This is a genomic window from Streptomyces sp. NPDC038213 (assembly GCF_055600495.1).
Genome location: NZ_JBVJYM010000002.1, coordinates 196493 through 219200 on the forward strand (window position 1 = coordinate 196493; position 22708 = coordinate 219200).

22 protein-coding genes are annotated in these 22708 nt (G+C 73.9%); 6 read left to right on the plus strand and 16 right to left on the minus strand.

Translation table 11 applies throughout. The features are described from left to right. Nucleotide 1 precedes the first annotated feature (1 nt). Nucleotides 2-709 carry a carbon-nitrogen hydrolase family protein gene (locus tag ACZ7JZ_RS03590; protein WP_470932754.1) on the minus strand — a complete coding sequence of 236 codons (708 nt, stop codon included), beginning with the start codon at nucleotides 707-709 and terminating at the stop codon, nucleotides 2-4. After that, nucleotides 706-1299, minus strand: a complete 594-nt coding sequence (locus tag ACZ7JZ_RS03595) for a TetR/AcrR family transcriptional regulator (RefSeq protein WP_470932756.1) — start codon at nucleotides 1297-1299, stop codon at nucleotides 706-708. The genes ACZ7JZ_RS03590 and ACZ7JZ_RS03595 overlap by 4 nt, the downstream gene beginning before the upstream one ends. A 135-nt stretch (nucleotides 1300-1434) precedes the next feature. Here ACZ7JZ_RS03595 and ACZ7JZ_RS03600 point away from each other — a divergent pair, with 135 nt between their 5' ends. Further along, nucleotides 1435-3960, plus strand: coding sequence for a beta-glucosidase (locus tag ACZ7JZ_RS03600; RefSeq protein ID WP_470932758.1), 2526 nt, complete (start codon nucleotides 1435-1437; stop codon nucleotides 3958-3960). A 103-nt stretch (nucleotides 3961-4063) separates the two neighbouring features. Here ACZ7JZ_RS03600 and ACZ7JZ_RS03605 read toward each other — a convergent pair whose 3' ends face one another. Next, nucleotides 4064-4993 carry an SGNH/GDSL hydrolase family protein gene (locus ACZ7JZ_RS03605; protein WP_470932760.1) on the minus strand — a complete coding sequence of 310 codons (930 nt, stop codon included), beginning with the start codon at nucleotides 4991-4993 and terminating at the stop codon, nucleotides 4064-4066. Between the two features lie 327 nt (nucleotides 4994-5320). Here ACZ7JZ_RS03605 and ACZ7JZ_RS03610 point away from each other — a divergent pair, with 327 nt between their 5' ends. Next, entirely contained in the window at nucleotides 5321-5815 is a 495-nt protein-coding gene (locus tag ACZ7JZ_RS03610; RefSeq protein WP_470932762.1) for a DUF3145 domain-containing protein, read from the plus strand. Between the two features lie 62 nt (nucleotides 5816-5877). Here ACZ7JZ_RS03610 and fabF read toward each other — a convergent pair whose 3' ends face one another. The 5 genes from fabF to ACZ7JZ_RS03635 form a co-directional block, all read right to left on the minus strand. After that, on the minus strand, nucleotides 5878-7143 hold the full coding sequence (gene fabF, locus ACZ7JZ_RS03615; protein ID WP_470932764.1) for a beta-ketoacyl-ACP synthase II: 1266 nt from the start codon (nucleotides 7141-7143) through the stop codon (nucleotides 5878-5880). An 80-nt stretch (nucleotides 7144-7223) separates the two neighbouring features. Continuing rightward, nucleotides 7224-7472 carry an acyl carrier protein gene (locus ACZ7JZ_RS03620; protein WP_470932766.1) on the minus strand — a complete coding sequence of 83 codons (249 nt, stop codon included), beginning with the start codon at nucleotides 7470-7472 and terminating at the stop codon, nucleotides 7224-7226. Nucleotides 7473-7542: 70 nt separating this feature from the next. Then, nucleotides 7543-8538: a beta-ketoacyl-ACP synthase 3 gene (locus ACZ7JZ_RS03625; protein WP_470932768.1), complete on the minus strand. Its 996-nt coding sequence runs from the start codon at nucleotides 8536-8538 to the stop codon at nucleotides 7543-7545. Nucleotides 8539-8557: 19 nt separating this feature from the next. Next, nucleotides 8558-9475: an ACP S-malonyltransferase gene (locus tag ACZ7JZ_RS03630; protein WP_470932770.1), complete on the minus strand. Its 918-nt coding sequence runs from the start codon at nucleotides 9473-9475 to the stop codon at nucleotides 8558-8560. Between the two features lie 89 nt (nucleotides 9476-9564). Continuing rightward, a complete protein-coding gene (locus tag ACZ7JZ_RS03635) occupies nucleotides 9565-10752 on the minus strand; it encodes a PucR family transcriptional regulator (RefSeq protein WP_470932772.1) in 1188 nt (395 codons plus the stop codon). A gap of 88 nt (nucleotides 10753-10840) precedes the next feature. On the opposite strand from ACZ7JZ_RS03635, the gene ACZ7JZ_RS03640 reads away from it, so the two are divergent. Next, nucleotides 10841-11518, plus strand: a complete 678-nt coding sequence (locus ACZ7JZ_RS03640) for a pirin family protein (RefSeq protein WP_470932774.1) — start codon at nucleotides 10841-10843, stop codon at nucleotides 11516-11518. 48 nt (nucleotides 11519-11566) lie between these two features. Here the strand turns inward: ACZ7JZ_RS03640 and ACZ7JZ_RS03645 are convergent, their stop codons facing one another. The 5 genes from ACZ7JZ_RS03645 to ACZ7JZ_RS03665 all read right to left on the minus strand — a co-directional run bounded on the left by ACZ7JZ_RS03645 (nucleotide 11567) and on the right by ACZ7JZ_RS03665 (nucleotide 18007). Continuing rightward, complete coding sequence (locus ACZ7JZ_RS03645) at nucleotides 11567-13852, minus strand: peptidoglycan recognition protein family protein (RefSeq protein WP_470932776.1); 2286 nt, start codon at nucleotides 13850-13852, stop codon at nucleotides 11567-11569. Nucleotides 13853-13973: 121 nt separating this feature from the next. Next, nucleotides 13974-14795: a serine hydrolase domain-containing protein gene (locus tag ACZ7JZ_RS03650; RefSeq protein ID WP_470932778.1), complete on the minus strand. Its 822-nt coding sequence runs from the start codon at nucleotides 14793-14795 to the stop codon at nucleotides 13974-13976. A gap of 109 nt (nucleotides 14796-14904) precedes the next feature. Then, entirely contained in the window at nucleotides 14905-15810 is a 906-nt protein-coding gene (locus ACZ7JZ_RS03655; RefSeq protein WP_470932780.1) for a DUF4429 domain-containing protein, read from the minus strand. 75 nt (nucleotides 15811-15885) lie between these two features. Continuing rightward, nucleotides 15886-17025 (minus strand): alpha/beta hydrolase, encoded by a 1140-nt coding sequence (locus ACZ7JZ_RS03660; protein ID WP_470933380.1) that lies wholly within the window; start codon nucleotides 17023-17025, stop codon nucleotides 15886-15888. A 250-nt stretch (nucleotides 17026-17275) separates the two neighbouring features. Continuing rightward, nucleotides 17276-18007 (minus strand): TetR family transcriptional regulator, encoded by a 732-nt coding sequence (locus ACZ7JZ_RS03665; RefSeq protein WP_470932782.1) that lies wholly within the window; start codon nucleotides 18005-18007, stop codon nucleotides 17276-17278. Nucleotides 18008-18151: 144 nt separating this feature from the next. Between ACZ7JZ_RS03665 and ACZ7JZ_RS03670 the strand changes: the two genes are divergently transcribed. Further along, on the plus strand, nucleotides 18152-19762 hold the full coding sequence (locus ACZ7JZ_RS03670; RefSeq protein WP_470932784.1) for an MFS transporter: 1611 nt from the start codon (nucleotides 18152-18154) through the stop codon (nucleotides 19760-19762). 238 nt (nucleotides 19763-20000) lie between these two features. Continuing rightward, the gene (locus ACZ7JZ_RS03675) at nucleotides 20001-20468 is read left to right on the plus strand and encodes a peptidase inhibitor family I36 protein (protein WP_470932786.1); all 468 of its coding nucleotides are present in this window, start codon (nucleotides 20001-20003) and stop codon (nucleotides 20466-20468) included. On the opposite strand, the gene ACZ7JZ_RS03680 is transcribed toward ACZ7JZ_RS03675, so the two are convergent. The 3 genes from ACZ7JZ_RS03680 to ACZ7JZ_RS03690 form a co-directional block, all read right to left on the minus strand. Next, on the minus strand, nucleotides 20449-21258 hold the full coding sequence (locus ACZ7JZ_RS03680; protein ID WP_470932788.1) for a potassium channel family protein: 810 nt from the start codon (nucleotides 21256-21258) through the stop codon (nucleotides 20449-20451). The two genes, ACZ7JZ_RS03675 and ACZ7JZ_RS03680, sit on opposite strands and share 20 nt — an antisense overlap. A 63-nt stretch (nucleotides 21259-21321) precedes the next feature. Beyond that, nucleotides 21322-21519 carry a DUF397 domain-containing protein gene (locus ACZ7JZ_RS03685; protein WP_470932790.1) on the minus strand — a complete coding sequence of 66 codons (198 nt, stop codon included), beginning with the start codon at nucleotides 21517-21519 and terminating at the stop codon, nucleotides 21322-21324. Beyond that, on the minus strand, nucleotides 21516-22343 hold the full coding sequence (locus ACZ7JZ_RS03690) for a helix-turn-helix domain-containing protein (protein ID WP_470932792.1): 828 nt from the start codon (nucleotides 22341-22343) through the stop codon (nucleotides 21516-21518). The genes ACZ7JZ_RS03685 and ACZ7JZ_RS03690 overlap by 4 nt, the downstream gene beginning before the upstream one ends. A gap of 109 nt (nucleotides 22344-22452) precedes the next feature. On the opposite strand from ACZ7JZ_RS03690, the gene ACZ7JZ_RS03695 reads away from it, so the two are divergent. Beyond that, nucleotides 22453-22659, plus strand: coding sequence for a hypothetical protein (locus ACZ7JZ_RS03695; protein WP_470932794.1), 207 nt, complete (start codon nucleotides 22453-22455; stop codon nucleotides 22657-22659). Nucleotides 22660-22708: the final 49 nt, after the last annotated feature.

Sequence of the window (22708 nt, forward strand, 5' to 3'; positions counted from 1 at the left end):
GTCAGGCGATCTCCGCCGTGACCACCGAGGGCGTGCGGGCGTCGGCCTCCGCGAGCAGGGTGCCGTCCGGGCCCCACACGGCCGAGACCCCGCAGCCCGTCCACGGCCCCGCCCGGCCGACGTGGTTGGCCAGCACCGTGTACATCCCGGTGCTGCGGGCCAGCGCCGGATAGACGGAGGCGCGCTCGCCGACCCCGCCGCCCGTGCCGTACAGCGAGCTGGCCAGGTGCACCCGGCAGCCGTCGGCGGCGCCGCGGGAGGCCAGCTCGGGGAAGTGGTTGTCGTAGCAGACGGCCAACGAGAAGCGGATCCCGTCCAGTTCGAAGCGCCCGTCCTCCCGGCCCGCCGCGAACAGCCCCTGCTCCTGCTCGTACAGGTGCTGCTTGGCGTACGAGGCCAGCAGCTCCCCGTCCGCGCCGTGCACCAGCGTGGTGATGGCCGGGAGCGGGCCGTCCGAGGCCGCCGCGCAGTTGACGGCGGTGGCGATCCCGGCGGAGCGCAGCGGGTCCAGCCGCGGGTCGTCCGGGCCGGTCCACAGCCCGGGGCCGGCGCTCAGGGCGGCGGGTTCGTACCCGGTGACGGCGAGCTCCGGGAAGACGACCAGCGCGGCGCCGGCCGCGCGCGCGAGCCCGGCCAGCCGGGCCAGTTCGGCGACGTTCGCTTCGACGTCCCCCGGTACGCAGGTCAGTTGGGCGGTGGCGATCCTCATGCGCCCAGGGTGCCCGAGGCGGGCGGGCCCCCGTGCAGCAGGGCCGCGAAGGCCCGGAAGGCCGCCGGCATGTCCAGGGCCTCCGGGTCGAGCAGCCACTGGTACTGGAGCCCGTCCATCACCGCGGTGACCAGCGGGGCGGCCTGCTCCGGGGTGAGGCCGGAGGGCAGCTGCGGGCCGAACTCGGCCCGCAGCAGGGCGGCCATGTCCGTGCGCACCTGCGCGTACCGCTCGGTGAAGAACCCCCGGGCGGGGTGCCCGTCCGTCACGCTCTCCCCGAGCAGCGCCGAGAAGGTCTGCACGATCCCGGGGCGCATGGCGTTGTAGTCCACGAGGGCGGTGAGCAGGTCCAGCCGCCAGGTCCCCCCGGCCGGCCGGGTCCCGCCGGTGTCCCAGCGGTCCCGCTCCTCCAGCACCGCGACGAGCAGCGCCTCCTTGGTGGGGTAGTAGTGCAGCAGCCCCTGCTGGGTCAGCCCGACCCGCTCGGCCACGGAGGCCAGCGACGCGCCCCGGTAGCCGCGCTCCGCGATGACCTCCAGCGCCGCGCGCAGGATCTCGCCGCGCCGCTCCTCGCTCCGCGCCCTGGCCATCAGCCCGCGCACCCCTTCCGTCCGCCGGTCCGCCGCGGCGGACCCGGTCCGGCCCGCCCTCCAGGAGGACCGTACGGCATCTCGATATTACGAAAAGATAACATCACCTACCGTTCTACAGGCAATCGCGCCACGATGGGCCCACCCGCACAGCACCCAGCGAGGAGGCACGACGTGGCAGGCGACACCACCCACACCGGCGAGGACGGCCGCGCAGACCGGGCCGAGCAGGCCCGCACCGAGGCCGTCGAGGCGGCCCTCGGCAAGCTCGACCTCGACACCAAGGCCCGGCTGCTGGCCGGACAGGACATGTGGTCCCTGCCGGCCCTCCCCGAGATCGGCCTGCGGTCCCTGGTCATGTCCGACGGCCCGATCGGGGTCCGCGGGGTCCGCTGGACCGCCGACGACCCCTCCATCGCCCTGCCCTCCCCGACCGCCCTGGCCGCCACCTGGGACCCCGCCCTCGCCCGCCGGGCCGGCCGGCTCCTCGCCCAGGAGGCCCGCCGCAAGGGGGTCCACGTCCTCCTCGCCCCCACCGTCAACCTGCACCGCTCCCCGCTCGGCGGCCGCCACTTCGAGTGCTACTCGGAGGACCCGTACCTCACCGGCGAGATCGGCTCCGGCTACGTCGGCGGGGTCCAGGAGGGCGGGGTCGGCACCACCGTCAAGCACTTCGTCGGCAACGACGCCGAGACCGAGCGCTTCACCGTCGACAACACCATCGCCCCGCGCCCCCTGCACGAGCTCTACCTGGCCCCCTTCGAGGCCATCACGGCCAACGCCCACCCCTGGGGCATCATGACCGCGTACAACCGGATCAACGGCCAGACGATGACCGAGCACCGCTACCTCGTCAACGAGGTCCTGCGCGGCAGCTGGGGCTTCGACGGGGCCAACGTCTCGGACTGGATGGCCGCCCGCTCCACCGTCGGCGACATCGAGGGCGGCCTCGACGTGGCCATGCCCGGCCCCCAGACCGTCTACGGGCCCGCCCTCGCCGAGGCCGTCAGGGCCGGCCGCACCGACGAGTCCGCCGTGGACGCGGCCGTCCGCAACGTCCTGCGGCTCGCCGCCCGCACCGGCTGCCTCGAAGGCGCCCCGCCCGCCGTCGCCGAGCCCCCCGCCCCCCTCGACGGCGAGGCCCTCGCCCGCGAGATCGCCCGCCGCGCCTTCGTCCTCGTACGCAACGGCCAGCGCGACGGCGCCCCCGTCCTGCCCCTCGCCCCCGGCGGCACCCTCGCCCTCTCCGGGGCCGCGGCCCGCGACGCCCGGGTGCTCGGCGGCGGCTCCGCCACCGTCTTCCCCGCCCGCGTGGTCTCCCCGCTCGACGGACTCGCCGCCGCCCTGCCCGCCGGCGCCGTCTCCTACGCGCTCGGCGCCGACCCCAGCGAGGAGCCCACCCCCGCCGACAAGGGCTTCGAGCTGCGCGCCGTCTGCCGCGACGCGCACGGCGCCGTGATCGGCGAGGGCACCCTGCCCTCCGGCCAGGTCCAGTGGATCGGCGACGACCTGCCCGCCGGAGCCACCTACGACACGATGGCCAGCATCGAGGTCACCGGTACCTTCACCCCCCGCGAGAGCGGCGAGCACACCTTCGGCACCCGCGGCCTCGGCGCCTTCGCCCTCAGCGTCGGCGGCACCCTCCTGTGGGAGGGCGTCCAGCGGATGGGCGACGAGGCCGACCCCTTCGAGGCCTTCTTCGGGGCGCCCAGCGAACGCGGCCGCGCCACCCTGACCGAGGGCGAACCCGTCGAGGTCTCCCTGCTCTACCGGGTCCCGGACCTGTCCGCCGCACCGCTCAAGGCGATCATGTTCTCGCTGCTCCACCTCGGGCCGCGCCGCGACCCCGACGAGCTGATCGCCGAGGCCGTGGAGGCCGCCCGCGCCGCGGACACCGCCGTCGTGGTCGTCGCCACCACCGAGCGGGTGGAATCGGAGGGCTTCGACCGCCAGGACCTGGCCCTGCCGGGCCGCCAGGACGACCTGGTCCGGGCCGTGGCCGCCGCCAACCCCCGCACCGTCGTGGTCGTCAACGCCGGCTCCCCGGTCGAGATGCCCTGGCGGGACGAGGTCGCCGCCGTCCTGCTGACCTGGTTCCCCGGACAGGAGGGCGGGGCCGCCCTCGCCGACGTGCTCCTCGGCGCCCACGAGCCCGGCGGCCGGCTGCCCACCACCTGGCCCGCGGCCCTCGCCGACGCCCCCGTCACCGGGGTCACCCCGACCGACGGCCGACTCGACTACGCCGAGGGCCTGTTCATCGGCTACCGGGCCTACGACCGGCACGGCGTCCGCCCCGCGTACTGCTTCGGCCACGGACTGGGCTACACCGACTGGGAGTACGAGTCCCTGGAGGTCACCGCCGGGACCGCCCGCGTCCGCGTCCGCAACACCGGCACCCGCCCCGGCCGCGAGGTCGTCCAGGTCTACCTGGCCCCGCAGGGCGGCGGCGGACCCGAGCGCCCCGACCGCTGGCTCGCGGGCTTCGGCAGCGTCGAGGCGGGCCCCGGCGAGAGCGCCGAGGCCGTGGTCGCCCTGCCCGCGCGGGCCTTCGAGGTCTGGGACGAGGAGGCGGGCGCCTGGTCGAGGCCCGCAGGCGCCTACGAGGTGCGGGCGGGCCGCTCGATCGCCGACACCCGGCTCACCGCCGTCCTCGAGGTCTGACCGCCGCAGACCGCCCCGGACCGGACCGGGGGTGGGCCCTGACACCCGCCCCCGGTCCCGATTCCGTACGCGCCGCCCGTACCCGCGCCCGTACCCGCCGCCCTCAGGCCGGCGGGCCCGCGGCCGTCACCTGCCGGTGCGCCAGCTCCGCGAGCCGCGCCTGCCCGTCCCGGCCCGGGTGGAACCAGTCCCACCGGCTCAACTGGGCCGCCGTGAACGGGTACGAGAACACCCCGTCCCCGTCGTACCGGCACAGCGGATCCCTTCCGCAGACCTCGCGCAGCGCCTTGTTGTACGCCACCACCCGCGCCCGCACCGCTGCCCGGCGGGCCACCGCGGCCTTGTCCACGGCCTCCGGCTCGGCCAGCATCGAGGGGCAGATGCCCAGCTTCCACACCTGCTGCGCCAGCGGGCTCGCCCGTCCCGTCTCCCAGAGCCGCATCAGGTCCGGCACGCTGGAGACGTAGACCTGCGTCTCGGGCAGCACCGACCGCAGCCGCTCCATCCCCCGCTCGAAGTCCGCCCGGAACTCCGCCACGGGCGTCATCGCCGAGGCCGAGGCCCGGCAGGCGTCGTTCGCCCCCGTCATCACCGTCACCAGCTCGGGCCGCTGCTGCGCGGCCTGCCCCATCTGGTGCGGGAGGTCCGCCATCCGCGCCCCGGTCCGCGCGAAGTTCCAGCTGCGCCCGGCGGCCCCCGCCGGCCCGAGCAGCCGGCTGGCCAGACTGCGCACCGCGGGATCGCCGCCGGTGGCCCAGGAGGCCTCCGGACAGTCCGCCAGTACCGAACAGGCATCGAAACCACGGGTGATGGAGTCACCCACAGCGGCGATCGACGCCGGCTTCGGATTCCACAGCGGGGCGGGCTCCGCCGCCTGCCGCTGCCCCGGCCGCTCCGCCCGCCCGGCGGCCGCCGCGGTATCCGGCTCCCCCTGCGCGGAACACCCCGCGAGCCCCGCGACCAGCAGGACCGCGGCCGCCGTGGCACGGGACCCGGCCGTGCGCCGCCGGCGGTTCCGCATGGTGCTGCGCATCGGGTGTTCCCCTCCCTGGCCGCCCGGCGGTCCGGCGCGGCGTCCTGCTGAGTGAAAGCTCGGTGTTTGGATGCTCCTGGACCGACCGTACGTCACACCTGGGCCCCCGGCGCACGGTAGCTTTTCCCCGGGGCGTTTCGGCCGCCACCGTCTGCCGGCACAACCACTGGCACAATGTCAGATCGGTTCCGGTAAATTACATCACGTCACATACTGTCCGTTTTCAGGAGATTCACTCCCGATGTTGTTTACCATGGGTGACCTCGGGAGCGGCACCGGAACGAGGCCGCTGGGGAAGGCGAACCTCGTCCCACACTGGAGGTCCCGGTGACGACACGTGGAGTTCTGTACGTGCATTCCGCGCCCCGCGCGCTCTGTCCGCACGTGGAATGGGCAGTGGCGGGTGTGCTCGGAGTGCGCGTGAATCTCGACTGGATCAGACAGCCCGCCTCACCCGGCACCTGGCGTGCCGAGTTCTCCTGGCAGGCCGAGGCCGGTACGGCCTCCAAGCTCGCCTCCGCCCTGCGCGGCTGGCACCTGCTCCGCTTCGAAGTGACGGCCGAACCCTGCGCCACCGCCGAGGGCGAGCGCTACAGCTCCACCCCCGACCTCGGCATCTTCCACGCCGTGACGGGCATCCACGGGGACATCCTGGTCCCCGAGGACCGGCTGCGGGCCGCCCTGCTGCGGGCCGCCGAGGGGGAGGGCGACCTGGAGGCCGAGGTCTCCCTGCTGCTGGGCAAGCCCTGGGACGACGAGCTGGAGCCCTTCCGGTACGCGGGGGAGGGCGCGCCGGTGCGCTGGCTGCACCAGGTGGTCTGAGGAACGGCGAAGGGGCCCGCCCGGCGGCTGCCGGGCGGGCCCCTCCTGCGTGCTCAGCCGCTTCAGAGGGTGCGGAACGCCAGGGTGACGTTGTGGCCGCCGAAGCCGAACGAGTTGTTGATCGCGGCGATCTGGCCCTCGGCGGGCAGCTTGCGCGGCTCGCCCGTGACGATGTCGGCGTCGATGTCCTCGTCCAGGTTGTCCACGTTGATCGTGGGCGGGGCGAGGCGGTGGTGCAGCGCCAGCACGGTGGCGACGCTCTCGATGCCGCCGGCGCCGCCGAGCAGGTGGCCCGTCATCGACTTGGTGGCGGAGACCGCGACGTGGTCGAGGTCGTCGCCCAGCACCTTGCGCAGGGCCTTGATCTCGGCGCTGTCGCCCTGCGGGGTCGAGGTGGCGTGCGCGTTGACGTGCACGACATCGGCGGGCTTCAGGCCGGTGTTGTCCAGCAGGTTCTGCACCGCCGCCGCGACACCGCGGCCGGTGGGCTCGGGCTGGGCGATGTGGTGGCTGTCCGCGGACAGGCCCTGGCCCAGCGCCTCGCAGTAGACGCGGGCGCCGCGCGCGGCGGCGTGCTCCGCGGACTCCAGGACGATCACGCCGGCGCCCTCGCCGAGGACGAAGCCGTCACGGTCGCGGTCGTAGGGGCGGGAGGCCTTCTCGGGCTCCTCGTTGTTCTTGGACATCGCCATCATGTTGGCGAAGGCCGCGATCGGCAGCGGGTGGATCGCCGCCTCGGTGCCGCCGGCGACGACCACGTCGGCGCGGCCGGTGCGGATCATCTCGATGGCGTAGCCGATGGCCTCGGCGCCGGAGGCGCAGGCGCTGACCGGGGTGTGCACGCCCGCGCGGGCGTTCACCTCCAGGCCCACGTTGGCCGAGGGGCTGTTCGGCATGAGCATGGGGACGGTGTGCGGGGAGACCCGGCGCACACCCTTCTCCTTCAGTACGTCGTACTGGTCGAGCAGGGTCGTGACGCCGCCGATGCCGGAGGCGATCACGGTGCCGAGGCGCTCGGGGGAGACGGCGGAGTCCTCGCCCGCGGGGGCGTCGAACCCGGCGTCGGCCCAGGCCTCCTTGGCGGCGATCAGCGCGAACTGCGCCGAGCGGTCCAGCTTGCGGGCCAGCGGGCGGGGCAGTACCTCGCCCGGGTCCACGGCGGCCTGGGCGGCGATCTTCACCGGGAGTTCGGCGAAGCGCTCGCCCTCCAGGGGCCTGACCCCGGAACGGCCCGCGAGCAGGCCTTCCCAGGTCGATGCGCTGTCGCCACCCAGCGGAGTGGTTGCGCCGATACCGGTGACGACCACGGTGCGATTGGTCGGGCTCACAGGAATTCTTTCTCCACGTGTAAGGGGGTGCTGAATTGTCACGGCGCCACCGCCGGGTGGCGACAAACGCTCGGTAGGGCTCAGCCCTGGTTCTTGAGGATGTACTCCGCGGCGTCGCCGACGGTCTTGAGGTTCTTGACGTCCTCGTCCGGGATCTTGACCTCGAAGCGCTCCTCGGCGGCGACGACGACCTCGACCATGGACAGCGAGTCGACGTCCAGGTCGTCGGTGAACGACTTGTCGGCCTCGACGTCCTCGACCGGGATGCCGGCGATCTCGTTCACGATCTCCGCGAGACCCTCGATGATCTCTTCCTGCGTGGCGGCCATGTGGCGCTCCTTCGATAGCTGTTGAAAGGTGGTGCGTCGTGCAGTGCGGTGTCCGGAAGATCCGGAGTGCCTAGGGGAGGGTAACGACCGTGGCGGCGTATACGAGACCCGCCCCGAAGCCGATGACGAGAGCGGTGTCCCCGCTCTTCGCCTGACCGGTGGCCAGAAGCCGCTCCATCGCGAGCGGAATCGAGGCGGCGGAGGTGTTGCCCGTCGTCTCGACGTCGCGGGCGACCGTGACGTGCTCCGGCAGCTTCAGGGTCTTCACCATCGAGTCGATGATCCGCATATTGGCCTGGTGCGGGATGAAGACGTCCAGGTCCTCGGCCGAGATGCCGGCCGCGTCGAGGGCCTGCTGGGCGATCTTCGCCATCTCGAAGACGGCCCAGCGGAAGACCGCCTGGCCCTCCTGCGTGATGGCGGGGAACTTGTCCCCGGTCTGGTACTCGTCCCAGGGGACGGTCTGCTTGATCGTCTCGGACTTGTCGCCCTCGGAGCCCCAGACGGTCGGGCCGATGGCCGGTACGTCCGAGGGGCCGACGACCACGGCGCCGGCGCCGTCGCCGAACAGGAAGGCCGTCGCGCGGTCCTCCAGGTCGGTCAGGTCCGAGAGCCGCTCCACGCCGATGACGAGCACGTACTCGGCGGAGCCCTCGACGACCAGGCCCTTGGCCAGGGTCAGGCCGTAGCCGAAGCCCGCGCAGCCCGCCGAGATGTCGAAGGCGGCCGGCTTCTTCGCGCCGATCCTGTCGGCGATCTCGGTGGCGACGGCGGGGGTCTGCTTGAAGTGCGAGACCGTCGAGACGATCACGGCGCCGATCTGCTCGGGGGAGACCCCGGCGTCGGCGAGGGCCTTCCCGGAGGCCTCGACGGACATGGCCGCCACGGTCTCCTGGGGGGAGGCCCAGTGGCGGGTGGCGATGCCGGAGCGGGAGCGGATCCACTCGTCGGAGGAGTCGATCGTCTCCAGGATCACCTCGTTGGGGACGACCCGGGTCGGGCGGTAGCCGCCGACCCCGAGGATCCTGGCGTACGGAGAGCCCTGGGCAGGCTTGATCTTCGACATGCGGTGTGGGCTCCTTCTCTCAGCCGGCGTGCTCGGCGACGAGCGCGGCGGCCTTGTCGAGGTCGTCCGGGGTCTTCAGCGCCAGCGTCGCGACGCCCGGCAGGGCGCGCTTGGCCAGGCCCGTCAGGGTGCCGCCGGGGCAGACCTCGACGATCGCGGTGACCCCGAGCTCCTTGAAGGTCTCCATGCACAGGTCCCAGCGGACCGGGTTGGCCACCTGGCCGACCAGCCGGGCGACGACGTCGGCGCCCGTGGAGACGGTCCGGCCGTCCTTGTTGGACACGTAGACCAGGGCCGGGTCGGCGGGCGCGAGCGCTGCCGCGGCCTCCTCCAGCTTCGCGACCGCGGGGGCCATGTGGTGCGTGTGGAAGGCGCCCGCGACCTTGAGGGCGACCACCTTGCGGACGCCCTCGGGCTTGTCCGCCTCCAGCGCCGCGATCTGCTCCAGGGTGCCGGCGGCCACGATCTGGCCCGCACCGTTGATGTTCGCCGGGGTCAGGCCCAGCTTCTCCAGGTGCGGGACGGTCACCTCGGGGTCGCCGCCGAGCAGGGCGGCCATGCCGGTCTGCGTGACGGCGGCGGCCTCGGCCATCGCCAGTCCGCGGGTGCGCACCAGGGACAGCGCGTCGGTGTCGGACAGCACGCCGGCGTACGCGGCGGCGGTGATCTCACCGACGCTGTGGCCGGCGACGGCGCCGAAGGAGTCCCGGGAGTCCAGGGCGGCGGCGGAGAGCAGGCCCGCGGCGACGAGCAGCGGCTGGGCCACGGCCGTATCGCGGATCTCGTCCGCGTCGGCCTTCGTGCCGTAGTGGGCGAGGTCGAGCCCGATGGCGTCCGACCACGCGGCGACGCGGTCGGCGGCGCCGGGGAGGTCGAGCCAGGGAGTCAGGAAGCCGGGCGTCTGAGCGCCTTGGCCGGGAGCGACGAGTACGAGCACCCTCACACTCTCTCTTGTGGACGGTCCGCAGCGCCCGTGGGGACAGGGACGAAGAACCGTCGGGGGAATTGTTGATGTCCGACAAAAGTCTAGGGCTGGAGATCGCCCTCGGCCAGACGCCCCAGGATCAGGGCGATCCGCAGCGTGAATGCCGAGCGGACGTCGGAGGGTGACCAGCCGGTGACGTCAGTCACACGTCGGAGCCGGTACCGCACCGTGTTCGGGTGGACGAAGAGCATCCGGGCCGCGCCCTCGAGGCTGCTGGCCTGCTCCAGGTAGACGCTGAGGGTCTCCAGCAGGGCCGAGCCGGCCTCTTCGAGCGGTCTGTAGATCTCCTCCACCAGCAGCTCGCGGGCCGAGGGGTCTCCTGCGATCGCGCGCTCCGGCAGGAGATCGTCTGCCGACACCGGGCGGGGGGCGTCCTGCCAGGCGGTGCAGGCCCGCAGTCCGGCGGCCGCGGCCTGGGCGGAGCGGGTCGCCGTCAGCAGGTCGGGCACCACGGGGCCGGCCACGACGGGCCCCCCCGCGAACGGCCCGATCAGGGACTTCGCCACCTGTACGGGCTGGTCGCTGCCGCCCGCGATGACCACGAGCCGGTCCCCGAGCACCCCGGTCAGGACCTGGAGCTTCGCGTGCCGCGCGGCCCGCCGGATCGCCTCCACGGTCAGCTCGCTGTCCCCCTCGGGGGCCGTGCCGAGCACCACGCAGACGTGCTCGGGGGAGTTCCAGCCCAGGGCCGCGGCCCGGGACAGGGCGCCCTCGTCGGCCTCGCCGGACAGCACCGCGTTGACCACGAGGGACTCCAGGCGGGCGTCCCAGGCGCCGCGGGCCTCCGCGGCCTGGGCGTACACCTGGGCGGTCGCGAAGGCGATCTCCCGGGCGTAGACGAGCAGGGCCTCGCGCAGGATGGACTCGTCGCCGGGGGCGGCGACCTCGTCGATCGCGGTCTCCATGACCTCGATCGTGGTCCGCACCATCTCGACGGTCTGGCGCAGGGTGATGGCCCGGGTCAGCTCGCGGGGGGCGGTGCCGAAGACGTCGGTGGAGATCGCCTGGGGGGTCTCGGGGTGCCGGAACCACTCCGTGAACGCGGCGATGCCGGCCTGCGCGACCAGGCCGATCCAGGACCGGTTCTCGGGCGGCATGGCCCGGTACCACGGCAGGGTCTCGTCCATGCGCGCGATGGCGTTGGCGGCGAGCCGGCCGGAGGACTTCTCCAGCCGCCGCAGCGTGGCGGCATGGGGGTGGGCAGGCTGGACCGGAGCCGCGGAGGACACCGGTGGGGGCTCACGATCAGGTTGGGGCACGGGGACAAGACTGCCTTATCCGGCCGCTCCGGCGGACTGCCGGGGCTACGGTGACCCCATGATTGACGTACGGCGAGCCGCCGACCGGTACGAGGGCGGGGACCGGGGGGCCGGGATCACCACCCGGCACGCCTTCTCCTTCGGGAACTTCTACGACCCCGACAACATCCGCTTCGGCCCGGTCGTCGCCTGCAACGAGGAGGGCCTCGCCCCCGGCGCGGGATTCGACGAGCACCCGCACAGCCACACCGAGATCGTCACCTGGGTCGCCGAGGGCGAGCTGACGCACCGCGACAGCGCCGGGCACGCCACGGTCCTGCGCGCCGGGGACCTCCAGCACCTGAGCGCGGCCTCCGGGGTCCGGCACGTGGAGCGCAACGACGGCGGGGTCCCGCTGCGGTTCGTGCAGATGTGGCTGGCCCCCGCCGAGCCCGGCGGGGAGCCCTCGTACGGGGTCGTGCGCGCGATGGCCGACGGCAGCCCGTACGCCCTGCCGGCCGCGGGCGCCGTGCTGCACGTCCGGCGTCCGGGTGCGGGGGAGCGGGTGGCCGTACCGGCGGCCCCGCGGGCGTACGTGCACGTGGTCCGCGGGGAGCTGGAGCTCGCCGGGGCCGGGGCGGGCGGGGCGGCCGGGGGGCTGCTGGGGTCCGGGGACGCGGTGCGGGCCACCGGCGCGGACGGGCTGGAGCTGCTGGCGCGCACGGACGCGGAGCTGCTGGTGTGGGAGCTGACCTGAGCCGGCCCGCCGCGGGGGCGGCGGGCCGGGCGGGGAACGGCTCCCGGGCTACTTGAGGTAGACGATGCCGTCCGTGGTGAGGGTCGGGCGGCCGGCGGTGCCGACCACGACGATCTTCAGCTTGTGCGTGCCGCTCGTCGCCCAGGACTTGGTGAAGATCGCGTCCCGGTACTTCGTGGTGGCGGACTTGAGGTCGACGGTGGCGGTCTTCACCCCGTCCACGTAGACGTGCGCCTGGCCCGAACCGGAGGCGCGGGAGACCGTCCAGGCCACCGAGCGGCCGGTGAAGGTCCAGGTCAGGCTGGAGCCGGCGGTTCCGCTGGAGAGCGAGGCGCCGCCGAGGTAGCTGGTGGAGGTGCGGCTGGTCCACGTGCCGGTCCGCGCCGCCGCCGTCTCCTGGAGCACCACCGGGGTGGCGGTGCCCGTGGCGGTGGCGGTGTTCCCGGCGTGGTCGGCGGCCGTCATGCTCCAGACGGAGGCCGTGCCGGACTTGGCGGTCTGGGGGCTGCTCGCGGTGGTCGCCGCGAAGGTCCCGGCCGCGGGCGCGGTCAGCCGGACCTCCTTCAGCGCGCCGGTGTCGGCGGCCTTCCAGGACAGGGTGACGGGGACGGCGGCGGTGTTCACCGTGCCGGTGCGCAGGGTCAGCGAGGGCTTCGCGGTGAAGGTGGGCGCGGTGGTCTCGGCGACCACGGTGACCGCGGGGGACATGCTCGTCCTCCCGGACTGGTGGGTGGCGCGGACCTGCACCTGGTGGCTGCCCAGGGCCAGGTCGGCGGCCGCGGAGGTGGCCGAACCGGCCGTGGCGGCAACGGACTTGCCGTCGACGAGCAGCTCGTGCTTCGCGATCAGCGAGGCGGGGGTGGTGCTGGTCCAGCCCACGGTGACCCTGCCCTTGGTCCAGTACTTCGAGGCCGAAAGCCCTGCTCCCGTCACGGACTTGACGGTCAGTCCGGCGACCGGGCCGCCCGCCCAGGCGCGGACCGCGGGCAGTTGGCCGTACAGCAGGGTGCCGGGGCATTCGGTGGCGTAGCCGTCGCGGTGGCCGGAGACCCGCTGGAAGGTGGCGCTCTGGCCGGCGGTGTACTTGCCGTTGTTGACCGCGGCGGTCATCGACACGGTGCTCTGGGGGTCGTACCTGTACTGGCCGAGCTTCCACGCGGCGACCCGGGCCACCGCCGTCTTGGCGGCGGCGGAGGCGTCCTCCTGGGTGTAGCTGCCGATCACGGCGATGCCCGCGGTGTCGGTGTTCCAGCCCAGGGTGTGCGCGCCGGTGACGGGCAGCCCGGTGCCGCCCTTGCGGCCCTCGAAGACGGTGCCGCACTTGTCCACGACGAAGTTGTAGCCGATGTCCTTCCAGCCGTTCGACTTCACGTGGAGGGTGTGCAGGCCGCGCATGATCGCCGCGGAGTCGGTGCAGTCGTACGCGTTGTTCTGCGCGGTGTGGTGGACGAAGACCGCCTTGACCTCCTTGCCGTATCCGGGGGCCTCGTCGTTCAGGCTCTCGTCGGCCCCCCACTGGGCGCGGGCGACGACGGGCGGCTGCGGCACGGTGGAGACCGGGGCGGTGGGCGGCGGGGAGGTGGGCGCGGTGGGGGTCGGGGTGGCGGGTGCCGTGGCCGAGGGGGAGGCGGTGGCCGCCGTGGCGGTGGCCGAGGGGCTCGGGTCGGCCGCCGGGGTCGTCGCGGTGCCCGCGGGCGGGGTGGGCTCCCCGGCCGGAGCGGTCGCGGCCGGGTCGGTGGCCTGCGGGGGCGTGGCCTCCGGGGAGGCGGTGGCGGTCGCCGTGTCTACGGAGAAGGCCGCGGGGCCTGCGCTCAGCACCCGGGAGGTGCCGGGGTCGACCATGTCGAGGCGCAGCCCGGCCGGGAGGGCGGAGCCGCCCGCGACGCGGACCTCGACCCCGTCGGAGGGGCCGGTCCAGGCGGGTTCGGAGACCCCGCGCAGGCCGGTCCGGGACCGGCCGTCGGCGAAGGACTGGCCCTCGGAGCCCAGACCCAGCCAGGAGGACCACTCGCCGGTGCGGGTGGAGCGGGTGCGCACCTCGATCTCGCCGTCCACCCGGCGGGCGGGGTCGTTCCAGGAGACCGCGAGCATGCTGAACCGCCGGGTGCCCTCGTCCTTGTACGAGGCGCTGGTCCCGGAGGTCTCCAGGGCGGCCGTGCGGACCTTGGAGACCACGGGTCCGGAGACCACGCCCGGCGGCTTCTCGTCCGTACGGGCGCCGGAGCCGTCGAGCACCCCGGTCACGTCGAGCCCCGTCACCCCCTGGAAGGCGAAGGCTCCGACGATGCCGGCGGTGACGGTCGCGGCCGTCACCCAGATTCTGCGCGTGCGCACCGGTGGTCTCCGTGTCCCTGGTGGATTGAGAAACGGAATCTACCGATCGATTTGAGCCAGGCAAGCGGGATGAACCGCCTGTAGCGGACAGTTCATCAGGAGGTGTGATGTGATCTACATCTCAGCGGGCCGCGGCGAGCTCGGCGAGCACCGCGTCGGTGAACTGCGGCCAAACCTCCACCGCCCACGGGCCGAACGCCCGGTCCGTCAGCGCCACGCAGGCGGCCCCCGCCTCCGGGTCCACCCAGAGGAAGGTCCCGGACTGGCCGAAGTGCCCGAAGGTGCGCGGCGAGGAGCCCGAGCCCGTCCAGTGCGGGCTCTTGCCGTCGCGGATCTCGACGCCCAGTCCCCAGTCGTTGGGCACCTGGTGCCCGTACCCCGGCAGGACCCCCTTGAGCCCCGGGTGCACCACGGAAGTGGCCTCCGCGAGCGTGCGCGGGTCCAGCAGCCGCGGGGCCTGGAGCTCGGCGGCGAACCGGGCCAGGTCCTCGACGGTGGAGACGCCGTCCTTCGCGGGCGAGCCGTCCAGCGAGGTCGCGGCCATGCCGAGGGGCTCCAGCACCGCCTGGCGCAGGTACTCCGCGAAGGGGATGTCGGTGGCCTTGGTCAGGTGGTCGCCGAGCACCTCGAAGCCCGCGTTCGAGTACAGCCGCCGCTCCCCGGGCGGGGCCATCACCCGGTGCTCGTCGAAGGCGAGCCCGCTGGTGTGGGCGAGCAGGTGCCGCACGGTCGAGCCCTCGGGGCCGGCCGGCTCGTCGAGTTCGACGGCCCCCTCCTCGTACGCGACCAGCACGGCGTACGCGGCGAGCGGCTTGGTGACGGAGGCCAGCGGGAAGCGGTGCCCGGTCGGCCCGTGGCTCCCGGCGAGGCTCCCGTCGGCCCGCACGACGGCCGCAGCGGCGGTCGGCACCGGCCAGTTCTCGATGATCCGCAGGCTCTCCATGCCGCCGAGCCTACTTCCTCGGCCGGCACCCGGGCCGGGCCGCCCCCGGGCCCGGCCCGGTCCGCCGGGATCCGGCAGGCGCGGCCCGCGGCCCGGCCTACAGCCCGGCCTACAGCTCGGCCAGGAGCTCGGCCTTCTTCGCGCTGAACTCCGTGTCCGTCAGCAGGCCCGCCCCGTGCAGCTCGCCCAGGTGCCGGATCCGCTCGGCGATATCGGCCGGGTCGCGGCGGGCCGGGGGCACGGCCGCCACCGGCAGGGCCGGCCCGCGGCCCCGGACGGCGCGCAGCACGGCCGCGGCGAACGGCAGCGACTCGTGCACCGAGCCGTACCCGAGGGCGAACAGCACGGCCGCCGGGTCCTGGTCCGGAGGTACGGCCCCCGCGGCCGTACCGTCCGCGCCCCCGGCGCCGCCCGCGCCCTCCGCCCCGCGCGCCACGAGTCTGAGGTGGCCGCCGGCCGACTCCGGCGTGCGCCACTGCACCCCGCACAGCTCGTCGAGCCCGAAGTGCTGGTCGCCCGCCTTCCACTTGCTGCTCGACGCGCCCGTCCGCGACCAGCGCAGGCTGACCCGCGAGCCGTCGAACACGGCCTTCGCGTCGTACCCCTTGAACTGCAGCGGCGCCGCCGGGGTCGGCTCGGGCGCGGGCACCAGGAACCGGGCCGCCGGCTCGGCGGCCTCCGGTCCCAGCGCGGCGCGCAGCTCCCCGGCGTATCCCGCGGCGGCCGCGGCCCGGTCGGCGGGCAGCACCAGCCGGTACGGGTCGCAGATCTCGCGCAGCTGTCCGGCGGCGGCCTCCATCAGGGGGTCGGCGCCGCGCCGCGGCACGGCGTGGAGCACGACGGTGTCCCGTTTCCCCGGAGTGAGCGCCACAGCGGTCAACGCGCTGTACGGAATGCGCCGTTGGCCCAGCGCGTTCCACAGCCGCGGTGTGCGGATCCCCCGTTCGAAACGGATGAGCACCGAATCCGAGTGAAACTCCCACACGGCATGATTTCCGGCCAGTACTTCACCCATGCGGCTCATCGTAAGCGGCCTCCCTCCCCCGCGTCCCCCTCGCTGACGGAGGGGATTCTCCTGGATCTACGCGTGTCAGTGCGCTTCTCCGCCGGAAATTCCATGGAGACAGGCCCCGTCGTCCTGGATACAGACGGCCGAAGCGAATGAGCCGGTTCCGATTCGCGCGAGGTTGTCGACGGCCACCGTCCCGGGTTCGAAGTACCCCGTGTGGCCCCGCGCCCCCTCCGCGGACAGCAGCCGCGCCCCGAAGGCCGGGTCCACCGGGTCCGCCCCGTGGCCCACCCCCGCGAACTCCAGGTACGGCACGTCGGCGATCCAGTCCCCGCGGTCGCGCATCGCCCAGATGCGGGCGGAGCCGCCCAGCGCCGCGGCATTGGGCGCCCGCATCCCGGGACTGCCCGCCACCGCCAGGTCCGTGACCCGCTGCGGCAGCCTGCGGGCCGCGACCCCGCACACCACGGAGCCGTAGCTGTGGCAGAACAGCGCCACCGGGGAGCGCCCCGGCAGGGCCCCCACCAGGGCTTCGAGCCGCTGCGCGCCCTCGACCGCCAGCCGGCCCGTGGCCGCGTCCACCCCGACCCCGGCCGGGGCCGTGTAGTCGGCCCAGGCGATGACGGCCGTGCGCACGCGGGGCGCGGCCGCCCGCTCGGCCCCGTACAGGGACGCGGCCATGCCCACGGGGGCGGAGTAGCGGCGCGCGGTCCGCTCGAAGGTCAGCAGGTCGGTGTCCACGCCCGGGACGACCACCGAGACCCGCTCGGCGCGGTCGAGGTCGCCGAAGACCTCCGCGACCCGCCCGGCGCCGGTGGGGTCGAAGGCGAGCACCTGCCGGCCGGGCGCGGCCAGGGAGGCGAAGCGGTGGGCGCGGCGGGTGGCCTCCTCGCGGGCGGCGGGGGCCAGCCGGAAGTCGCGCGCGCGGGCCAGCTCCGCCCGGCGGGCCTGGTGCAGGGCGCGCAGGTTGGCGCGGTAGCGCACGGCCGGGGGCGCCCCGGTGAGGTTCCCGACGGCCAGCGGGTACGCCTCGGTGAGCCGGGCGCGGGCGCCCGGGTCGAGCCGGGCGAAGAAGGCGGCGACCACCGGTGCGGGGGAGTCGGAGGGCGGCAGCGCCCGGCCGTCGATCCGGCCGCGGTCCCACAGGGCGCGGGCGGCGGCGAGCGGTGCGCCGTCCTCGTCCGGGCGGTGCAGTGCGGTCCAGCCGGTGGTGGTGAGCATGACGAACACCACCGCGAGCGCGAGGAGGGCGCGCCAGGCGGCGGAGGCGGAGACGGGGGGCTGCGGGGGCCGGCCGGGGCCGGCGGGGCCCGCGGGGTGCGCCGTGCCGGAGGGGTTCACTGCCGTTCACCCTAGGAGACGCGTCCGGCGGTCGGCACACCGGGTGAGCGGGGTCACGGCCGTGTGGGGGTGAGAGCGGGCCTTTTCGGGCGATCCTCCGAGCGCGGGGGCGCGCTACCGGCGCGGAACGTCACGCTCCGTGTGTGCCGGGCGGGGCGGAGGTCCCGGCAGCGGGCCGCCAGTCCGCGGCGAGGGCGGGGGAGAGGATGTCGAGGCAGTCCTCGGTGATCCGGCGGATGGCCGCCACGCTGGCGTCCCCGCCCTGCCCCCACAGCCGTCCCGTCACCCGCATCACCCCCGAGAAGGCGGCGACCGCGACCCGCGGCCGCAGGTCGGCGTCCGGGTCGAGGCCCTCGCGCTCGGCGACGATCCGCGCGATCTCCTCCTCCAGCTCGGTGGAGCGGCGCAGGTGGACGGCGATCAGTGCCGGGGTGGACTCGATGACCTGGTACGCCCGCATGTGCAGGTCCACCGGGACCACGTCCCCGATGGCCTCGTCAATGGTGTCCCAGGCGGCGAGGACCGCGGAGCGCAGGGCGGTGAACGGGTTCTCGGCGGCGGGGCGGGCCCGCAGCGCGGCCAGGAAGTGCGACTCCACGAGGTCCTGGACGGCGAAGGCGACCTCCTCCTTGTTCGCGAAGTAGCGGAAGAAGGTGCGCTGCGAGACCTCGACGGCCTCGCTGATCTCGTCGACCGTCGTCTGCTCGTACCCCTGGGCCGTGAACAGCTCGAGGGCCGCGCGCAGCAGGGCGTCGCGGGTCCGGCGCTTCTTGCGTTCGCGCAGTCCCTGCGGGACGGGCACCGCGCCCGGGGTGCCCGCCGCGCCGGCCGCGGCCGTACCGCCGGTCCGCTCGTCCGTCATCACTGCCGTGTGGCTCCTCTCTCCGCCCCGTGCCCGCCGGTGGGCCGCCCCGTGAGCGGGCTCACCCTACCGGCGCCCGGGATGACAGCTTCTGCCTCATTGGTCCGTTTGAGAAATGTCAGTCGCTGTCACTAGCCTTTCGCCATGACTCGGCAGACGACCGTCGCGGATGTCGCGACCTCGAAGACCCCCGGTCCTCCCGCGCCGGCCTCCGGGCTGCGCGGCCATCCGTGGCTCACGCTGTTCGCCGTGGCGATCGGCGTCATGATGGTCACCCTCGACGGCACCATCGTGGCCGTCGCCAACCCCGCCATCCAGAAGGACCTCGGCGCCACCCTGGCCGAGGTGCAGTGGATCACCAACGGCTACCTCCTCGCCCTCGCCGTCTCGCTCATCACCGCGGGCAAGCTGGGCGACCGCTTCGGCCACCGGCAGACCTTCCTCATAGGCATCGCCGGCTTCGCCGCCTCCTCCGCCGCGATCGGCCTGTCCGGCAGCGTCGAGCTCGTCATCGCCTTCCGCGTCCTCCAGGGCGTCTGCGGGGCCCTCCTCATGCCGGCCGCCCTCGGCCTGCTGCGGGCCACCTTCCCCGCCGAGAAGCTGAACATGGCCATCGGCATCTGGGGCATGGTCATCGGCGCCTCCACCGCCGCCGGCCCCATCGTCGGCGGCGTCCTCGTCGAGCAGATCAGCTGGCAGTCCGTCTTCTTCATCAACGTGCCCGTCGGCCTGATCGCCCTGGTCTTCGGCATGGTGATCCTGGTCGACCACCGGGCCGAGAACGCCCCGCGCTCCTTCGACCTCCCCGGAATCGTGCTGCTGTCGGGCGCGATGTTCCTGCTGGTCTGGTCCCTCATCAAGGCCGCCGAATGGGGCTGGGGCGACAGCCGCACCCTGCTCTTCCTCGGCAGCGCGGTCGTCTGCTTCGTCCTGTTCGCCGTCTGGGAGACCAAGGTCGCCGAACCGCTCATCCCGCTCGGCCTGTTCCGCTCCCTGCCGCTGTCCGCCGGTACGGTCCTGATGGTGCTGATGGCCTTCTCGTTCATGGGCGGGCTGTTCTTCGTCACCTTCTACCTGCAGAACGTGCACGGCATGAGCCCCGTGGACAGCGGACTGCACCTGCTGCCCCTCACCGGCATGATGATCGTCGGCTCCCCGCTGGCCGGCGCCGCCATCACCCGCGTCGGCCCGCGGATCCCGCTGGTCCTCGGCATGGTCGCCACCGCGGCCGCCTGCTTCGGGATGGCGCAGCTCACCCCCGACACCGGCACGCTGACCATGTCCCTGTGGTTCGCCCTGCTCGGCGTCGGACTCGCCCCCGTCATGGTCGGCGCCACCGAGGTCATCGTCGGCAACGCCCCGCTGGAGCTCTCCGGGGTCGCGGGCGGCCTCCAGCAGGCTGCCATGCAGGTCGGCGGCAGCCTCGGCACGGCCGTCCTCGGCGCCGTGATGGCCGGAGCGGTCTCCGACACCTTCCCCGAGAAGTGGGCCGCGGCCGAGCTGCCGCCCCTCGACCCGCAGCAGCTCGAACTGGCCGAGAAGGGCGTGCAGGTCGGCCTGGCGCCCGTGCCGCCCGGCGCCCCGGAGCAGGTGGTGCAGGCGATCTCCACCGTCGCCCACGACACGTTCGTCTCCGGGATGAGCCTCGCCTTCACCGTTTCGGGTGTGGTGGCCGTGCTCGCCGCGGTCGTCGCCTGTTTCACCAAGCGGGGCGCCAACGCCGCCGCGGGGGCCGGGGCCGGCGGCCACATCTGACCCCGCCCGACCGGTCGCGGGACCGCCCCGAACCGGGCCGGACCCGTCAATTCCGTACGTACGACAGCCCCGCCGGGACCGCCCGGCGGGGCTGTCCCCTATCAGGGTGGATCCGCCCGCGAGCCCTTCCGCTGGGGCATCGGCGCAGGTCAGCGTGGGGACAGCGGCACAGCCCCACGGCTCCCCGGTCCACCGGACCACCCGTGCGGGCGAGCTGCCGTACGAGGAGTTGACCGGGATGAACACGATCTCCGCCCACCGCACCACCGTCCGCGGGAACGCCGTCCGCCGGACCGCAGAACGCCGGACCGCCGTACGCCGTCCCGCGGCCCACCGCGTCCCGACCGCCGCGGCCGCCCTGGCCCTGGCCGCCACCGCCTTCGTACCGACCTCCGGAGCGCACGCGGCCCCGCCACCGCCCCCGCTCCCGTCCTGCGCGCCGGGCGCCCTGTGCCTCTGGGCGAAACCCGGGTTCACCGGCGGCCGGCAGGTGTACGAGCTGAGCACCCTGGACGTCGACAGCTGCACGCCGCTGCCCGCGGGGAAGAGCGCCGAGGCCCTGGCCAACCGGACCGGGCGGCCCGTGACCACCTACCAGTCGGCGGACTGCGCCGAGACCGGCGAGTTCCAGACCTACCCGGGCGACGGGGTCTGGCTGCCCCAGTCCCCGTACCGGATCCGCGCGGTCAAGATCTGGGAGAACTGACCGGCGGGGCCGCGGGGGCGGCCGAGGCGGAGGCGGGCTGAGGCTGCGCGGGGAGCGCGGAGGGGGCGTTCCCCGACAGCCGGGCCACCTCCGCCCGCAGGGCCCGGACCTCCTCGGTCAGGGTCTCGATCGCGGCGGTCTGGAGCCGCTCCTCCAGGTCGTCCCGCTCGAAGCGGGCGATGAACCAGGCGGCGATATTGGCCGTCACCACACCGAGCAGCGCGATCCCGGAGAGCATCAGCCCCACCGCGAGCACCCGCCCCAGGCCCGTGGTCGGCGCGTGGTCCCCGTACCCGACGGTGGTCATGGTGGTGAAGGACCACCACACGGCGTCCCCGAGGTTCTTGATGTTCCCGTCGGGGGCCTCGCGCTCCACGCTCAGCACCGCCAGCGACCCGAACATCATCAGGCCCGTCACCGCGCCCGCCACGTAGACGGTGAGGTTGATCTGCGAGGCCATCCGGGCCCGCCGGCCGACCAGCAGCAGGGTGGACACCAGCCGCAACAGCCGCAGCGGCTGGAGCAGCGGCAGCGCCACGGCGCACAGGTCCAGCCAGTGCGTGCGCACGAAGCGGAGCCGGGACTCCGCGAGGATCAGCCGGACCAGGTAGTCCAGCGCGAAGGCGCCCCACACCACCCACTCCACGAGCAGGCAGGCGTCCTGCACCGCCCGGCTCGCGTCCGGCACGACGATGGGCACGGCGTACGCCACGGCAAAGGCCGCGGCGAAGCCGAACAGGGGGTACTGGGTGCGCCGCTCCCACCGGAGCCGCGCGGGCTGAACCTTCATCCGGGCATCGTAGGCGCCGCCCCGCCGCCCCCGACCGGGGGGCGCCGGGGCGGCACCCGCCCGTCAGCCGCCGTACCGGGCGAGCGCGACGAGCCCGTCGAAGGCGGCGGGGGCGAGACGCAGGCGCGGCCCGGCGGGGACCTTGCTGTCCCGCACGAGTACGACGCCGGCGGTACGGGCCAGGTTGGTGGCGACCTCGACGCACTGGCCGCCGTTGCCGCTGTAGGAGGACGTGAACCAACGGGGGGATTCGGTCGTCACGGGCTGCCCTTTCGTAACTGCGCGATCATGGCTACGGAGGCTGCTTGGGACAGCGCTTCGGCCTGTAGCTGATGGTAGGCGGTCAGGATGGGAAGCACCGAGGCACTTTCCCTCTCCAGGTGCCCTCGCTGCGCGGACTCCGCGTACGACATCAGCGACCGGTCCGGCAGCGTCAGAACCGTCACGGGCAGGCTGAACGGGCGGCGTGCTCCCATCTGGAACGGAGCCACCTGGAGCACGGTGTTCGGGCGTTCGGCGAACTCCAGCAACCGATCGAATTGGGCCTCCATGACCGCCCGTTCACCCATGGGCCGGAGCAGGCACCCCTCGTCGAGCACCGCGAAGAGAAGGGGTGCGGGCGAGCGGACGAGCGCCGCCTGCCGTTGGGAGACGAGGGCGACCCGCTCTTCGGCCTGCTCGGGCGTGATGGCCTCTCTACGTACGGCGTCCGCTTCCAGCGTTGTGGCGTACTCCGGGGTTTGCAGCAGTCCCGGGATGACGCCCACCTCGTAGAGCCGGATCTCCGCAGCCCGCGACTCGTGCGCAACGTACTCCGGGAACCCTTCGAGCAGAGCCGTGTGCCTGACGGCCCGGCTCTGGCGTTCGAGCCTGTCCCCTGTGCCGAAGACCTTGTCAGCACCTGCTGCGAAACGGGTGGTTGGAGGTCGCCTGCCGGTTTCCACGGCAGAAATATGCGTGGCCGAGCAGCCCATGCGCTCGGCCAACTCGTCCTGCGTCCAACCGCGTCCGTCCCGCAGGCTGCGCAATCGCAGGCCGAACGCCGCGCTCGGTGATTTCTCGGGGTCGAGTTCCTTCCGGTTCAAGAGGCTCTCCCAACTATCCGTTCAAAGTGCGCAGGTTGAAGACAACCCGACCCTAGGCCACGCTGAGAACTCCTGGTAGCGAAACCGCTACAGAGAGGAGTCCTGGCGCATGTCCACGCACGGAACGAACCCCGGGGACGACGACACGTTCGAGTACGCCACCTATTCCCCGGCCCCCGGGGACTGCCCGAGCTGCGCGATGCCGATCCCCGCCGGGCACCTCGCCCGGCGGGGGACGCTCGCCCGGCCGGGGGAGGAGCCGGTCACCGCCTACTGGCACACCCGGTGCGTGCGGGCGGACGGGTCTCGGCTGTGACGGTGACGCGGCAGGGCCCCGCACCCCCCTCGGGGGAGTACGGGGCCCT